Consider the following 15655-nt stretch of genomic DNA (forward strand, 5'->3'; position numbering starts at 1 on the left):
TGTAAAGTGTTAGTCACGGTATTAAATCATTCAGTTATATTTTTTTTGTATTATAACAGGCTGATTATGTTCTGTTCTTTTAAACGTAAGAGATGAATTTTCCCGTCGTTCTGATTCAATAAATGTTATATCTTTAGGAATGATGAGTTAATCCCCAATAAATTTCTGTGGTGTGTGGCATTCTTATGAGGAGATATTTATGACGACGGCGCTTTTTACTCACCCGGTCAGCCTCTTACACGATACAGGTATTCATCACCCTGAATCACCGCGTAGAATTGAAGAAGTCCTGAAAATTTTATCAGATGCTGATTTTGATGGACTGGATCGTCGCGAGGCACCCGTTATTGATAATGCCAAGTTATTATGGGCCCACACCGAAGAACATGTTGCCAGCGTTTTCGAATCAATCCCTGATACCGGATATGTTGCCATAGACGGTGATACGGTTATCTGTAAAGACTCAGGAGAGGCGGCGTTGCGGGCCGCTGGTGGGATTTGTGCCGCTGTTGATGCTGTTATAACAGGTGAAGTTAATAATGCCTTTTGTCTTAGCCGTCCGCCGGGACATCATGCTGAACGTGACCGTGCAATGGGGTTTTGCCTGTTTTGTAATCCAGCTATAGGTGCATATCAGGCACGGAATGTCCATGGGTTCAAAAAAATCGTAGTGATTGACTTTGATGTTCATCATGGCAATGGGACTCAGGATGTTTTCTGGAACGATCCGGACATGTTTTATGCCTCGACGCATGAATCACCTCTTTTCCCGGGAACAGGCAGTGAAGGTGAAGCTGGTGTGGCAGGAAATATTATGAATTGTCCTCTGCCTAGTGGCGCCGGATCTTACGAGTTTCGCAAAACGATGGAAGACAAAATCTTCCCGGCAGTTCAGAATTTTGAACCGGAGCTGATTATTGTATCAGCTGGTTTTGATGCGCACCGCGAAGATCCGTTAGCATCGATAAACCTGGAAGATGAAGATTTTGGATGGGTGAGTAAACGTATTGTTGAGTTGTCTCAGGATCTGTGTGATGGACGTTTGGTCTCGGTTCTGGAAGGTGGATATAATACGGATGCGCTTGCTAGATCTGTTGCTCTGCATATAAGGGCATTGATGAACGCTGCAGAATAACAGCGCGTCATTTTTTCAGAGGAAAATAAGCGTCAAAAGTCATGACTTATTCTTGTTTACAAGGGGATGACGACGTAGAGTGCTTTGGAATATGTAATTTGAGGTTTCTCTATGGAAAATACACAATCTGGTGATAGTTTGGCTGGCGACAGCCTGGCTGATATCAACACGATGAGTTTCGAGGTTGCTCTTGCCGAATTGAAAACAATTGTTGAGCGCCTCGAGCAAGGTGAAGGCAAGCTGGATGAAGCAATTGATGCATATGATCGTGGGGCCAAGCTAAAGGCCCATTGTGAAACAAAACTTCGCGAAGCTCAGGAAAAGATCGAAAAGATTGCAATGGGACCTGATGGGCAGCCGCGTACAGAACCTTTTGATGTTTCCTGACGTTCATTTGATCAAAGTTACAACGGATAAGCATCTAGATGTCTGATATTTCTCTTGCTTTGACGAACTGCGCGCGTGCCGTAGAAGAAAAGCTTGATGAGCTTTTGCCGACAATTCTAACACCAGAAGGCGAAGTCGTTGAAGCCATGCGCTATAGTGCGTTGGGAGGCGGCAAACGGTTACGTCCCTTTCTGGTGATGGAAACGGCCAAGCTTTTTGATGTTGATAAAGCTTATGCCCTTCAGGTCGCTGCTGCACTGGAAATGGTACATTGCTATAGCCTCGTGCATGATGATTTGCCCGCAATGGATGACAGTGATTTGCGTCGTGGTCGGGTGACAGTCCATAAAAAGTGGGACGATGCGACGGCTATTCTGGCGGGTGATGGATTACTTACCGAAGCTTTTGCTGTTCTGTCGGATCAAGCTACTCACTCTGATATGGCTGTTCGGTTAAAGCTGATATCTGGATTGGCGATTGCTTCTGGGGCGAAAGGTATGGTTGGGGGGCAAATGATTGATTTGTCGCCATCCCGTTCGAGTTTGGATCTTGAGGGCATTACACGGCTGCAAGCGCTTAAAACGGGTGCCTTAATTCGTTATGCTTGTGAGGCTGGAGCGATATTGGGAAATGCGAAAGCGGAAGAATATGAAGCTCTAAGTCTTTATGCTGAAGACATTGGGTTGGCTTTTCAGATTGTTGATGATTTGCTTGATCACGAAGCAACACCTGAAGAAACAGGTAAGCCCACTGGTGTAGATAGTGATGCTGGTAAAGCGACCTTCGTGGGGCAACTTGGATTGGAAAATGCCCGCGCAAAGGCTAATGAATTAATTGATTCTGCAAAATCTAGACTTGATATTTTCGCAGGAAAGGCGCAGTTACTTCGCGATACGGCCACATTTATTGTAGAACGTAGGTCTTGAAGTCGAAACTTTAAGTCCTGATTTGTTCCTATGGAATTGTTACCCCAAAAAGAATTATACTTTTGGGCTGGCTGTCGAGGAACATGAAATTATCTCAAAACTTTGTATGAAGTTTGTTGAGAAAAGATGTGATGGAGATAAGGGTGAGTCAGTTCGGGCACAATCGTCAGACCCCGTTGTTGGACACAGTTCATAATCCTGCTGATTTACGCAAGCTGGATGAAAGTCAGCTGCCACAGCTGGCCGAAGAAGTGCGTTTGGATATGTTGAACGCTGTCTCTCGCACAGGTGGACACTTGGGTGCCGGCTTAGGTGTTGTTGAACTTACTGTTGCTATTCATCACGTTTTTAATACCCCCGAAGATAAACTCATCTGGGATGTGGGGCATCAGTGCTACCCCCATAAAATTCTGACCGAGCGTCGGGATCAATTGAGTACGATCAGGCAAGGCGGCGGACTGTCGGGTTTTACCACACGCAAGGAATCTATCTACGATCCTTTTGGTGCAGCGCATAGTTCGACCTCTATTTCTGCTGGACTTGGTTATGCGGTTGCCCGTGACCTAGCAGGTAAAACGAACAATGTTATATCGGTCATTGGCGATGGTTCCATGACTGCGGGCATGGCTTATGAAGCCATGAACAATGCCGGTGCGATGAATTCACGACTGGTTGTGATTTTGAATGATAATGATATGTCGATTGCACCGCCGGTTGGTGCATTGAGTGCCTATCTGTCCCGTTTGATTTCCGCCAAACCCTACCAATCCATGCGTCATCTCGCGAAAGAAATAATCAGCAAATTTCCGCCACGCATTGAGACCGCTGCTAAACGTGCGGAAGAGTATGCGCGCGGATTTTTTACTGGCGGGACTTTGTTTGAAGAACTTGGTTTTTTCTATATAGGCCCTGTCGACGGACATGATTTTTCCCATCTTTTACCTGTTCTGAAAAATGTACGTGATTGCGGCTTTGATGGTCCGGTTCTTATCCATGCGGTTACGCAAAAAGGTAAGGGCTATGAGCCTGCTGAAAAAGCCGCGGATAAATATCATGGCGTTTCCAAGTTTGATGTAGTGAGTGGCAAACAGGAAAAAACACCGCCTAAAGCACCGTTGTATCAGAATGTTTTTGCCAAAGCGTTGATTGCCGAAGCCAAGCATGATGACAAAATTGTTGCTATGACGGCGGCAATGCCATCAGGAACGGGCTTGAACCTTTTTCAGGAAGAGTTCCCCGATCGTACCTTTGATGTTGGGATTGCTGAACAGCACGGTGTGACTTTCTGCGCCGGAATGGCCTGTGACGGATACAAACCCTATGCGACCATCTATTCGACCTTCTTACAGCGTGCTTATGACCAGGTTGTCCACGATGTGGCCATTCAAAGTCTGCCTGTTCGCTTCATTATAGATCGTGCTGGTATGGTTGGTGCTGATGGTGTGACGCATCAGGGAAGCTATGATCTGGCCTATCTCGGCTGTATTCCGGATATGGTCATTATGGCACCTTCGGATGAACTTGAGTTAATGAACATGGTTGCAACCTCTGCAACCATTGATGATAAACCGAGTGCCATTAGATTTCCGCGTGGTGAAGCAACGGGTAAAGTTACATTGCCTGAACGCGGTTCCGTGATGGAGATTGGTAAAGGTCGTATTGTTCGTGAAGGAAAACATGTCGCAATACTGGCTTTGGGTACACGTCTTGCGGATTGCCTGGAAGCTGCGGATAAACTTGCGGCTCATGGGTTTAGTACAACGGTTGCTGATGCACGTTTTGCCAAACCGTTGGATGTTGCACTTGTAAAAAATCTTGCGTCCAACCACGAGGTTTTCCTGACGGTAGAAGAGGGATCTATTGGTGGTTTTTCATCACTCGTATCCAATTTACTGGCAAACGAAGGCCTGTTTGATAACGGATTGAAATTCCGCCCTGTTTGTATGCCGGATATTTTTATCGACCATGATAGCCCTGCGAAGCAACTAGAGCAGGCTGGTTTGGATGCAGATGGAATTTTTGCAAAGGCGATGAGTGCGTTGGGGCAGGAAGTGGCGAAATCATCTTCTTCGATTGCATAAAGAACGCATAAGCAAGGCTTATGTTTTTAGATCGCGACTTTGAGTAACTTTACAAAAGCTCTATACAACTCACTTTCAAGCCGCTAGGGTATTTTCCTTCGTATTAAGTTTGCCTCACCCTCAGGGACGACGAACAACCGCATAATCGGCTGCGTGCGTTGGCAAATTTCACTTTTGGGATCCGTATAATGTCAACCGGACTGTTTGCAGGCAGAGCCTCTGAGGCTTCTGGCCAGCCATTGCCGCCTACTATCGGATGGAGTGATGAAGTCAAAGCAAGTTTTCACCTTGCTTGGCCGCTTGTAGTCGCACAGGTGGCGCAAATGGCTCTCTTCACGACTGATGTTATTATGATGGGGTGGTTGGGCCCCAAGTTTTTGGCGGCTGGTACATTAGCGACCAGTTTGATGAGCCCTTTTCTTCTTTTTGGTATTGGTCTGATCACCGCGGTTGCGCCGATGATGGCGCAGGCTATTGGTGCGCGCGATTTTAAATCAGTTCGTCGAACCACACGACAAGGTTTCTGGGTCTCTATCATCGTTGCTGCGGTTCTTATTGCATTGATATGGAACGCTGAAGTATTTTTTCTCTTACTTGGTCAAACAGAGGAAAATGCAGCCTTGGCACAAGGTTACATTCGTTTTGCCGTATGGAATTTCTTTCCGTCATTTTTGTTTCTAGTGTTACGTTGCCTTTTGTCAGCCCATGGAAAAACAACGGTTGTGTTGAACATCACGATTATAGGAATCATTTTGAATGCAATCTGTAATTACGCACTGATGTTCGGGAATTGGGGATTTCCTCGACTTGAATTGGCTGGGGCAGGGATTAGCACGACCTTGGTTAATCTAGTGATGTTCTTGCTTATACTTGGTTATATCATGACTCATAAGCGTTATAAGCGGTACGCCATTCTTGTGCGCTTATGGAAGTCTGACTGGGCACGTTTCAAAGAAATCTTTCGCATTGGTTTACCAATTGGATGCACCTTGACGGCAGAGACTGGTCTGTTTGCCGCAGCGACCATTTTGATGGGCTGGCTTGGTACAAATGAGCTCGCAGCTCATGCGATTGCTCTGCAGTGTGCTTCAGTTGCCTTTATGGTGCCATTGGGAATCAGTCAGGCGGCAACAATCCGTGTTGGTCTGGCGCTGGGTAAAAATGATCCTGAAGGTATAAAAAAAGCAGGATGGGTTTCTATCGTCATGGGCACAGGTTTCATGATCACAACCTGTCTGGCTTTTTGGTTGATACCCAAGTTTTTTATCGGGTTCTATCTGGATCTTGATGTGCCAGAGAATCAGGTCTCTCTTGGACTTGCTGTTTCGTATCTGGCGGTTGCAGCACTTTTCCAGTTGGTTGACGGATGTCAGGTTGTTGCTGCCGGGGCTTTGAGAGGATTGAGTGACACAAAGGTTCCTATGATACTCGCTATTATGGGCTATTGGGTGTTTGGGTTGCCGATTTCCTATTATGGCGGCTTTATTCTTGGTGGTGGCGGCACAGGTATTTGGTTAGGCCTTGCAGCAGGTCTTGCTTTTGTGGCAGTGGTCTTTGTTATACGCTTTGCATGGCGCGAACGTCTGGGATTAATGAATTACAAGAGCATGGAACGTGGCTAAAGTCGGGAAAAAAAGAGCTGATCAGTTACTGGTTGATCGGGGGTTGGTTGAAAGCAAGACCAAGGCGCAGGCACGGATCATGGCTGGACAGGTCTATACGGAAACCAAACGGATAGATAAACCAGGTCAGCCGTTGGCAGAAGATGTCCCGCTTACGGTAAAGGGCGAAGATCACCCTTGGGTCAGTCGTGGCGGTCTTAAGCTTGAAAAGGGGCTTAAGGAATTTGATATTGATCCAACGGGCAAGGTTTGCATGGACGTGGGTGCATCGACAGGTGGCTTTACTGATGTCCTGCTGACTAATGGTGCCCAGAAGGTCTATGCCGTTGATGTTGGTCATGGACAGCTTGCCTGGAAAATACGTAAAGATGAGCGCGTTGTTGTTATGGAGCGAACGAATGCGCGTCATTTGACAGCAGAACAAATCCCGGAAGCTCTTGATATGATTGTTTGTGATGCCAGTTTTATTGGTTTAGAGACCGTTTTGCCCGCAGCAATGGCCTTGGCTGGTTCCGGCGCGCTGATGATAGCACTGATCAAACCGCAGTTTGAAGTTGGTAAAGGTCGTGTTGGCAAGGGCGGTGTCGTACGCGAGCCGGAATTGCATCAGGAAGTCTGTGATCGCATTGAAACTTGGTTGAACGAAGAAACCGACTGGGCGGTGCTGGGCTTAACTGAAAGTCCGATAAAAGGGCCTGAGGGAAACATCGAGTTTTTAATCGCGGCCCGTAAGTTCATATAGAAGCTGATTTTTCATAAAAATGGTTAATCCGCTCTTTTTAAATTCCAGCTAAAATAAGCTGCTATCTATGAAACACTAATCCTTTTAAGGTTAATATCTTTATCCCCTGTTAACCGTCTCGCGGTATCTTTTCTGTCTAATAAAGATAAAAGAATCGTCGGGTAATTGTGATTGGAGGCAGTTTGTCATCTGCTAGAATATTGAGTGACAGAGTGTCAAGATGCTTCCAATACAATCGCCGTCTTGATTGATGGCGCGCCTGACAAGCATAGAATAATTGCTTTAGGGGTAAGATATTGGGAACAAACAGGGGTTTGAGTATAAAAAAGACAAAGATCGCAGGCTTGTGTCGGTTTAATCGCAATGAAACCGGGAATTATAGGCACTAGATCAAAATGGCTTTTAAATCTGTCCGTACAAAATTATTGGTAATTTGTACTCTGTGCGTCTTGGTCACAGGCTTGGTGCCATTTCTCTTTTTTGAAGCTCGATTTTTCAGATTGGAAGAAGAACGGATTGCCCAGCGGGCGCGCGATGTGGCAACCAAAGTATCAATTCCCTTAACCAGATCTCTTTGGGATTATGATGAAAGCACAGTGATACTCGTGCTAGAAACATTGATGCGAGATCCTGATCTTGTACGTGTCAGAATTATTTTGCCTGATGGTGCCGGGGAGTTTTATCCGGCAGAAGATCCCAATTCAAATGATGTTGAACTTTCCGAAGTTGCTTTCATTCGTATTCCGCTTATCTATTCCGTCTTCGATAACAAAGAGGTTCTAGGGCATCTGGAGGTTGGTTATACGACAGATCGTGCCTACACGGATGTATGGACTCGTGTTTTTGTTGATGCTTTTATCTTCTTATTAATTTTGTCCACTCTTGGTGGCGGGGCTGCCATCGCGATTAATCGTGCAGTGGGGCGCCCTTTGAAATTGTTATCTACTTCTATCGATGAAATGGCTTATCAGAAAAAGCCCGTGTTGGTGAAGTGGCGATCGGATGACGAACTGGGTCAAACTGTCGAGGCCTATAATAATATGCTGATTACAATTGATCAGCACGACAGAGCTTTGACTGAGGCAAAAGAATCTGCAGAGATTGCTAACCGGGCTAAAACCTCTTTTTTGGCGAATATGAGCCACGAGTTAAGAACACCATTGAATGCGATTATTGGGTTCTCTGAAATTCTAATGAAAGAGGAAGATTATAAAGTCGATCAGAAGCGTCGGGAAGAATACTTAGGATACATCTTTGAAGCTGGTTCCAGTCTGATGACTATGGTGACGGATATCCAGCAAATATCCAGACTGGAGTCTGCCGAAGCAGGATTACAGGATGAGGAACTGGATGTAAGTGATGAAATCTTAAGTTGTGTGCGTGCTTTGGATTTACGCGCATCGGACGAAGGTGTTTTAGTCGAGTGTTCTATCCAGGATGATTTACCATATTTACGAACCAATGCGCAGGGGTTCAAGCAGATTGTTGTCAACCTTTTGAACAATGCAATCCACTTTACTCCGCGTGAAGGCAGAGTTGATGTATCGGCTCTTTATGATTCTTATTCTGGCCTGAGTATTCGTTTTTCGGATACGGGTACGGGAATCAAGAAAGAAGATTTACCCTTTGTGACAGATCCGTTTTGGAAATCGGATGAAGAAGCCGAAGAGAGAAGTGGTTTGGGTTTGAGTATTGTGAAAGCGATCATTGAAAGAAATCAAGGCTCACTCTCTATTGAGAGCGAGCCTGATAAAGGAACATCAGTAACGATTAATTTCCCGGTTGACCGTTTGATTGATCGTGCATCTTTACTTCAACAAACAGCCGCGGGATCATCCTGATCTTATTGTTGGCCGATAGGTGTAATACGCGAATTAAGAACATTGGTTCTCGGATCCTGAACGGTTTGTTCAAAGGTCTTTAAAACCGGTGATGTAATTTTAACCAGCGTGCTCAGGGATTTTACAACAGCTGGATCAGTAAGAATCATCTGTCCGCCCATGGCATTTTCCAAAAGTTCTTCAATGGGATCTTTCGGTTCAGGGAAATAAACGAGCTGATGGTCAAGCTCTTCATTGATCATAGCTGCTTCGCGCGCGACCTGAATGGCTTCTCTAAAACCACCTAACTGATCAACCAATCCGTTGTCTTTGGCTTGGGCTCCGCTCCAGATTTGCCCTTTGGCAATTGTGTGGATTTCCTGTTGGCTCTTGCCACGACCTTCGCCAACTTTAACTGTGAAGTCTTCGTAAATGCGATCAAGAGAACCTTGCAAACGTGCCCAACCTTCATTGGTAAAGGCTTTATTGGCACTGTAGAGATCGGCATTCTCTCCGGCTTTTACGCCATCCCATTTGATGCCAACTTTATCCCAAAGGTCGGTGAGAACCATTTTACCACCGGCAACACCAATTGAACCGGTGATAGTAACGGGATTAGCGAGGATTTTGTGGGCAGGCGCAGATACAAAATAACCGCCTGATGCAGCGACATCTCCCATAGAGATAATGACAGGCTTGCCAACTTCCTTGGCTCGGACGACTTCGCGCCACATAACATCAGATGCAACATAAGATCCGCCGGGGCTATCTATCCGTAGAATAATGGCTTCGATTGAATCATCATCAATGGCGTCAGAAATTGCTTGAGCAATGGTGTCGGACCCCATAGTCGTTCTGCCGCCAAAGAAAGCATCGCCTTGGCTTTGTCCAAGGTGAATTTCGCCAATTCCATAGATCACAGCAATTCTTGATGCGCCTTCTGAAACTTCTGGCGTTGTGCTCATGGCATAGTCTGCAAGGTGGATGAACTCGCGATCTCCTGTCAGGGCTTCATCCGTAATTTCATCCCAATAGCCGACACGATCAATCAGATCGGCATCAATGGCTTCGACAGCACTAAGAGGGGATCGGTCCATAAGCGTTCCAATTTCGCCGGGTTTTTCTCTGCTGACAGAGATTTCTTTTTCAATAACGTCAAAGATAGAATTGAGAACGCCTTGTGTGTTTTGTTTTACAGGGGCAGGCATATGATCATCAGTGAACATGTTCATTACACCCTTGTATTCGTGTCGTTGGCTGAACTGCGGCAGAATGCCGAGTTCATCCAATACGGGACGCAGGTAGGGGCTTTCCATGCTAAAGCCGGAAATATCCAGATCGCCGGACGGTTGTACCCAAACGGTTTCGGCTGCACTTGCTAGATAATAATGCAACGTTCCATGGCCTGCTTCACCATAGGTTTCAGCAAATGAAGCTGTCCATTTTCCCGTTTTTGTAAAGGCATGAATTGCTTTTCTGAGTTCCTGTGCCTGAGCGAGTTGTAATGGCCCTTGGCCTGCTTTGATTAACAGACCTTTGACTCGATTATCGTCTTGTGCACGGTACAGAGCATCGATGGCATCATGCAGCGGCAGACCAGGCTGGAAGGAGTTGCTGAAATAGGATGCTTTGGTTGGGCCTTCGAAGAGACCTTCTGAAAGATCTATTGTCAGGATCATCTCCTGTGGCAGGCTCTGATTATCCACTGCCTTACCAATTTCTTCGACATTGTTGAGGGAGACGCCAATTAATACGCCAAGGAGAATGACAAGGAGGCCAAGGGCAGCAAAAAGCCCGACGACACCTTTGAAGATAAATTTAAGAAAAGACATGAATTTAAGAACCTGGAATTTAAGAGTGATATAGTTGGTGATAAAGATGATGGGCTAAGACCTTTTTTGCAAGCTTCGGATGCTGGGGTTTCTGGTTTTGATCTCAATACGCCCAAGATTTCTTAATTCCTGTCTGTAAAAGATGGTGCTTGCGATTGCGGCTTTTAAAAAAGCTGTTAGATTGGCGAAAAATCATCCTGCTGGTAGAGCAGTGATCATATAACCAAATCAGGTGTCAGGAATAATGAGACGTAAAGCGCGCCGTGGCGGCGGAAAGCAGATAGAGATAGAAATCGATACGCTCGGTGCGCGTGGGGATGGGGTTGCGGATTATGATGGGCGACCTGTTTATGTTCCAATGACAATGCCTGGCGATCAGCTTCGGGTGAAACTTGTTGGTGAAAGGTCCGGTGGTTTTAAAGCCGAGATTTTAGAGCTTCAGCAATTGGGAGCGAACCATGTTGACGCGCCTTGTGAACACTTTGGTCCTTGTGGTGGTTGTACAGTACAGCATGTTGCCCCAGATTTTTACCGCAAATGGAAAAGAGACACAATTGTTCAGGCTCTAACTCGTAAGGGATTTAGTGGTGGTGAGGTTGCGGATCTTGTCCAGATCGAAGCGAAAACCAGACGCCGAGTTGTTTTTGCTGCAGCGGCGCGGGGTAAGAAAATTGACCTTGGGTTTCATGAACGTGAAAGCCATAAGATCGTTAATGTGATTGACTGTAAACTTCTTACGCCTGAATTAAGCAAGCTGGTTGAGCCTCTTCGAGAGTTGTTAAAGGTATTGTTGGGGCCGGAACAAGCGAAAGCTGACATCACAGTTATCGGATCTTCCGCTGGGCCAGATATTCTGATTGTCACAGATGCCAAGCTGGTATTGGAAGGTCGTGAAGCAATTACTGCCTTTGCTGAAAAATATTCAGTCGCACGTTTTGCCTGGGGGCGCCCGAAACAAGAACCGGAACCTGTAGCGATAAGGGATAATCCCTACCAAAAGTTCGGTGATATTCAGGTTTTGCCGCCTGAAGGTGCTTTTTTACAACCAAGCCAGGAAGGACAGGATGCTCTTACTGATTTGGTTTTAGGCTATTTGCCAGAAGAGCTGGAAACTGTTGCGGATTTGTTTTCCGGGTGCGGCACTTTTAGCTTCCCACTTTCCAACCGCGCGCAAGTTCATGCTGTTGAGGGGGATGAACGGGCGATTACGGCATTGACGTCTGCTGCCCGTCGAAACGATACACTTCATCGTATTACTTCTGACTGCCGGGATCTGGTGAAAGACCCTGTGACAGCAGATGAGCTTCAGGGTGGTGATTGTGTTGTGCTGGACCCGCCAAGAACTGGCGCGAAAGAACAGTGCTATGAATTGGCGCAATCTGATGTCAGAACCATTATCTATGTTTCCTGCAATCCCAATACTTTTGCCCGTGACGCAAGAATATTGGTCGAAGGCGGGTATGCCCTCAAAGAAGTCACTCCCGTAGATCAGTTTATCTGGAGTGGCCATTTGGAAGTCGTCAGTTGTTTTGAACTGACCGATTTTGATGGTGATGAACAGGAAATTGAAGACTAGGGGCTTGCAGGATTAAGCCTTGTTCCTAAATAATATTTATCCATTGTATGAGGTATTCTGGGTATGAGGCATTCTGGCACGATTGCTGAAAGCAACAAATCCGAACTTTGCAGGTTTGTCATTTACTTATATGGTTTTGTAAAGTTGTTGTGTAATTAGACGATCTACAGAGCTTTCCTTTAGAATTTTCAGGCCTTTGATATCTTTATGAACATGCAAATTACACCCAAAAATCACCCACCAATACCAACTGAAAAAGTTGGCGTCCTTTTGATGAATCTAGGTACGCCTGATGGCACAGACTATTGGTCTATGCGTCGCTATCTTGGTGAATTTTTAAGCGATCAGCGCGTGATTGAGGCGCCAAAGTGGCTTTGGCAAATAATCCTACAGGGGATTATTTTGACGACCCGGCCAAGTAAAAGCGGGGAAGCCTATAAAGAAATCTGGAATAAGGAAAAAGACGAATCTCCTCTTCGTACTATTACACGCGATCAGGCCGAGAAACTGCAAAAGATACTCGCAAAAGATCATCCGAATGTAATTGTTGACTGGGGATGGCGCTACGGGAACCCTGCGGTTAAGGAGCGAATAGAAGACCTTCACAAGCAGGGGTGTAACCGTATTCTTCTCTTTGCTCTTTATCCTCAATATTCCGCAACAACAACAGCGACGGCTTATGACAAGTGCTTTGATGCGCTGAAAGCCATGCGCTGGCAACCTGCTGTTCGCTGTGTTCCTGCGTACCATGATGCGCCCGTCTATATTGACGCTCTGGCAAAATCTGTGGAAGAAGGCATTGAGAAATTATCCTGGAAGCCGGATGTAACCATTGCTTCTTTTCATGGTCTTCCTGTGGAATATCATGAAAAGGGAGATCCCTATTACTGCCATTGTGCCAAGACAGCACGCTTGTTGCGTGAAAGGTTAGGCTGGTCGGAAGATCAGTTGAAACTGTGCTTCCAGTCTCTGTTTGGTCCAAAGGAATGGTTGAAGCCTTATACGCAGCCAACAGTGGAAGAAATGGCGCGGAACGGGGTGAAAAACTTGGTTATTTTGACACCAGGTTTTTCGGTTGATTGTGTTGAAACGCTGGAAGAAATTGATATCGGTGTGCGTGAAGCTTTCCTTGAAAATGGTGGTGAAAATTTTGCGTTTATCCCATGCTTGAACGATAGTCTTGGCGGTATGGATGTTATTAAAGAAGTCACATTACGTGAACTTCAGGGGTGGATATAGCGTCCGTCTTATTTAAGAGCAGAAAGAACATTGGAATAATCATCTGTCCAGGGTGTATCTGTTTTTGTATGTGACGGCTCTCTCCAGCGGTTTATAGCTCTATCACTTGTTTGGTTTTCCACGGGAATGAGGTTGTCTAGAATCTCTGAGTTTTGTGCTAGGGCAATCCAGATTGATGAATAGCGGTACGGATGGTTTTTTTTATCAGCTTCCTGTCTTACATAATCATATATTCGTGGGATAAGGCCTGATGCTTCTGCTGTTGCAGATACAATGTTCTCCAAGTCAAAATATCGGTTAGAGATATGTAGAATAATGATGCCGTTGTCTTTAATTTTCTTTTTATAGAGTTCAAAAGCTTCTTTTGTCATTAAGTGAAGAGGGATCGCATCTGAGGAGAAGGCATCAGCAATAAGCAGGCCATAGGTTGCGTCGGGAATGTTTTTTAAAGAAAGGCGGGCATCACCGATGATAACATCTGTTTCCTGTGCACATTCTTGCATATAGCTAAAAAGTTTAGGGTCTCTGGCCATGATTTCAACCAGTGGATCAATTTCAAAAAAGGTCCAGTTTTGTCCTGCTTGGCGATAACAAATGGCTGTGCCTGCACCTAAGCCTATTACTCCGACTGACTCGATTTTTTTGTCATGGACATCATAGGCTTCAAATAACTTTCCTAGCCCGGATTGCTGGTGATAATAGCTTTGTGATTCCAATGATCCCTGAACCTGAATGCCATGTATTGTTGTGCCGTGTTTTGCGATATGCGCAACTTCTTTTGGTGTGTCGTTTTCTTCCTTGCCAGGGATTATTTCTTTTACCGTATAAACCCCAAAAAAACTACGTTCTTGAAAAAGGACTTTGTGGTGGGTGCTAAGTATTAAGGGGGTGAGAAAGAGCGCTGTTGCAACGGTAAAGGCAAGGCGAAATGGACGCCCAACACCTTCTAGCATTATCAAAAGGAACATCGTTAGTGCAATGATTGAGGCTAACTTTGCACTTATGGTTTCAGTTCCGACTTGCAGTGCGATAAGCAATAGCGCAATTAAGCACAGGGAGAAGATTATATCAGCGCGATAGCTTTGCGCTTTTGGACCTATTCTGCGTTTTATTATTGCGACAAAAGTTGTTGTTTTGGCGGGCATTAAGAGAGCTACAACAATTAGCAGGATGATGTGTTCATATATATCAGCGAAGACAATGGGGGCGATCAGCCCAATAAAAATACCGCCCAAAACGCCCCCCAAAGACATCGCAATATAAAAATTTGTTAAATATTTTGCGTGGGGTCGTGTCCTTGCCAAAAGACCATGAAGATAAAGTACTAAAATGAAAAAGCAGAATAAATTTCCAAGAACAAAAATGAGCATGATATTTGCGTCGGTAACTGAGGCATTAAGAAAAATAACTAATAACAAACAGTAGGGTGCCAGTTTTTCTATAAAATGGTGGGGAATTATTGGGCGCCGAGAGAAAACGATAACAAACGTGAGTAAGTAAAGAATTAGGGGGAAAACCCAGAATAACGGTGCTGAAAGTAAATCAGTTGTGATTTTATTCGTAACGCTGAGCAAAAGAGCTGATGGGACAAGAGCCAAAATTATCCATTTGATATAGGACTTTATATTTGGTGCGATGTTGCCATCATTGTTTTCTTCTTGGGATCTAGGACAATCAATATTTTGTTTCTTTGGTCGAAGGGCGGTGCCACAAGCAAAAATCAAAAATAGAAGCCCTAGAAAACCATATGACCAAAGCCACGTTTGAGTCTGTAATCCAAACTGTGTTTCAATTAAAAGCGGATAAGTGACTAAGGCCGTAATACTTCCCACATTACTGGCGGCATATAGAAAATAGGGATCGTGAGCCTCTGCATCACCTGAAGAGCGAAACCAATCCTGTAGAAGAGGGGCGTTCGCGGAGATAATAAAAAAAGGGAGACCGATAGCCAGAAAAAAGAGGCTTAATAACCATAGGGATGGCCACCCATCAGCAGGCGTTTCGTATCCGGCTGGAATTGCGATTGGTAAAAAGAAAAGGGCCGCAGCCATTAGAAGCAAGTGAATGATGAGTTGGTTTTTCAGTCCAAAGGTTGATGATAGAAAATGTGCGTAGAGATACCCGGCCAATAACATTGATTGGAAGAATATCATTGCTGTGTTCCAAACAGCTGGTGCGCCCCCGAGTAATGGGAGGACCAGCTTTGTAAACATTGGTTGGATTAGAAATAGCAAAAATGCGCTGCAGCAAAGAGTAAGAATAAAAAAGTAGCGTATCAGTCTGCCTGATTTTAAG

Annotated in this window: 11 protein-coding genes; 9 read left to right on the plus strand and 2 right to left on the minus strand. The window is 45.2% G+C overall.

All coding sequences use genetic code 11. From position 1 onward, the window contains the following. Positions 1 to 199: 199 nt before the first annotated feature. The 7 genes from WH96_RS12505 (at position 200) to WH96_RS21400 (ending at position 8734) form a co-directional block, all read left to right on the plus strand. Positions 200 to 1135, plus strand: a complete 936-nt coding sequence (locus tag WH96_RS12505) for a histone deacetylase family protein (RefSeq protein WP_047764488.1) — start codon at positions 200 to 202, stop codon at positions 1133 to 1135. 111 nt (positions 1136 to 1246) lie between these two features. Beyond that, positions 1247 to 1522 (plus strand): exodeoxyribonuclease VII small subunit, encoded by a 276-nt coding sequence (locus tag WH96_RS12510; RefSeq protein WP_047764489.1) that lies wholly within the window; start codon positions 1247 to 1249, stop codon positions 1520 to 1522. 38 nt (positions 1523 to 1560) lie between these two features. After that, on the plus strand, positions 1561 to 2448 hold the full coding sequence (locus tag WH96_RS12515; RefSeq protein ID WP_047764490.1) for a polyprenyl synthetase family protein: 888 nt from the start codon (positions 1561 to 1563) through the stop codon (positions 2446 to 2448). Between the two features lie 131 nt (positions 2449 to 2579). Continuing rightward, positions 2580 to 4529, plus strand: coding sequence for a 1-deoxy-D-xylulose-5-phosphate synthase (gene dxs / locus WH96_RS12520; RefSeq protein ID WP_047764491.1), 1950 nt, complete (start codon positions 2580 to 2582; stop codon positions 4527 to 4529). 188 nt (positions 4530 to 4717) lie between these two features. Further along, a complete protein-coding gene (locus WH96_RS12525) occupies positions 4718 to 6151 on the plus strand; it encodes an MATE family efflux transporter (RefSeq protein ID WP_082130468.1) in 1434 nt (477 codons plus the stop codon). Beyond that, positions 6144 to 6893, plus strand: a complete 750-nt coding sequence (locus WH96_RS12530; RefSeq protein WP_047764492.1) for a TlyA family RNA methyltransferase — start codon at positions 6144 to 6146, stop codon at positions 6891 to 6893. Before WH96_RS12525 ends, WH96_RS12530 begins: the two co-directional genes overlap by 8 nt. A 395-nt stretch (positions 6894 to 7288) precedes the next feature. Then, positions 7289 to 8734, plus strand: coding sequence for an ATP-binding protein (locus WH96_RS21400; protein ID WP_053005891.1), 1446 nt, complete (start codon positions 7289 to 7291; stop codon positions 8732 to 8734). 2 nt (positions 8735 to 8736) lie between these two features. On the opposite strand, the gene sppA is transcribed toward WH96_RS21400, so the two are convergent. Next, positions 8737 to 10545 carry a signal peptide peptidase SppA gene (gene sppA / locus WH96_RS12540; RefSeq protein WP_053005892.1) on the minus strand — a complete coding sequence of 603 codons (1809 nt, stop codon included), beginning with the start codon at positions 10543 to 10545 and terminating at the stop codon, positions 8737 to 8739. A 244-nt stretch (positions 10546 to 10789) separates the two neighbouring features. On the opposite strand from sppA, the gene rlmD reads away from it, so the two are divergent. Then, complete coding sequence (gene rlmD, locus WH96_RS12545; protein WP_047764493.1) at positions 10790 to 12121, plus strand: 23S rRNA (uracil(1939)-C(5))-methyltransferase RlmD; 1332 nt, start codon at positions 10790 to 10792, stop codon at positions 12119 to 12121. A gap of 207 nt (positions 12122 to 12328) precedes the next feature. Then, the gene (gene hemH / locus WH96_RS12550; RefSeq protein WP_047764494.1) at positions 12329 to 13360 is read left to right on the plus strand and encodes a ferrochelatase; all 1032 of its coding nucleotides are present in this window, start codon (positions 12329 to 12331) and stop codon (positions 13358 to 13360) included. Between the two features lie 8 nt (positions 13361 to 13368). Here the strand turns inward: hemH and WH96_RS12555 are convergent, their stop codons facing one another. Further along, entirely contained in the window at positions 13369 to 15513 is a 2145-nt protein-coding gene (locus WH96_RS12555; protein WP_053005893.1) for a spermidine synthase, read from the minus strand. Positions 15514 to 15655: the final 142 nt, after the last annotated feature.

Origin of the sequence: Kiloniella spongiae, from assembly GCF_001026905.1 — a bacterium.
Classification (GTDB): Bacteria; Pseudomonadota; Alphaproteobacteria; order Kiloniellales; family Kiloniellaceae; genus Kiloniella; species Kiloniella spongiae.

Excerpts from the sequence above, each read along its gene's own strand:
- WH96_RS12505 (WP_047764488.1), top strand. The coding sequence starts at position 200 with ATGACGACGGCGCTTTTTACTCACCCGGTCAGCCTCTTACACGATACA.
- WH96_RS12510 (WP_047764489.1), top strand. The coding sequence starts at position 1,247 with ATGGAAAATACACAATCTGGTGATAGTTTGGCTGGCGACAGCCTGGCT.
- WH96_RS12515 (WP_047764490.1), top strand. The coding sequence starts at position 1,561 with ATGTCTGATATTTCTCTTGCTTTGACGAACTGCGCGCGTGCCGTAGAA.
- dxs (WP_047764491.1), top strand. The coding sequence starts at position 2,580 with ATGGAGATAAGGGTGAGTCAGTTCGGGCACAATCGTCAGACCCCGTTG.
- WH96_RS12525 (WP_082130468.1), top strand. The coding sequence starts at position 4,718 with ATGTCAACCGGACTGTTTGCAGGCAGAGCCTCTGAGGCTTCTGGCCAG.
- WH96_RS21400 (WP_053005891.1), top strand. The coding sequence starts at position 7,289 with ATGGCTTTTAAATCTGTCCGTACAAAATTATTGGTAATTTGTACTCTG.
- sppA (WP_053005892.1), bottom strand. The coding sequence starts at position 10,545 with ATGTCTTTTCTTAAATTTATCTTCAAAGGTGTCGTCGGGCTTTTTGCT.
- rlmD (WP_047764493.1), top strand. The coding sequence starts at position 10,790 with ATGAGACGTAAAGCGCGCCGTGGCGGCGGAAAGCAGATAGAGATAGAA.
- hemH (WP_047764494.1), top strand. The coding sequence starts at position 12,329 with ATGAACATGCAAATTACACCCAAAAATCACCCACCAATACCAACTGAA.
- WH96_RS12555 (WP_053005893.1), bottom strand. The coding sequence starts at position 15,513 with ATGATATTCTTCCAATCAATGTTATTGGCCGGGTATCTCTACGCACAT.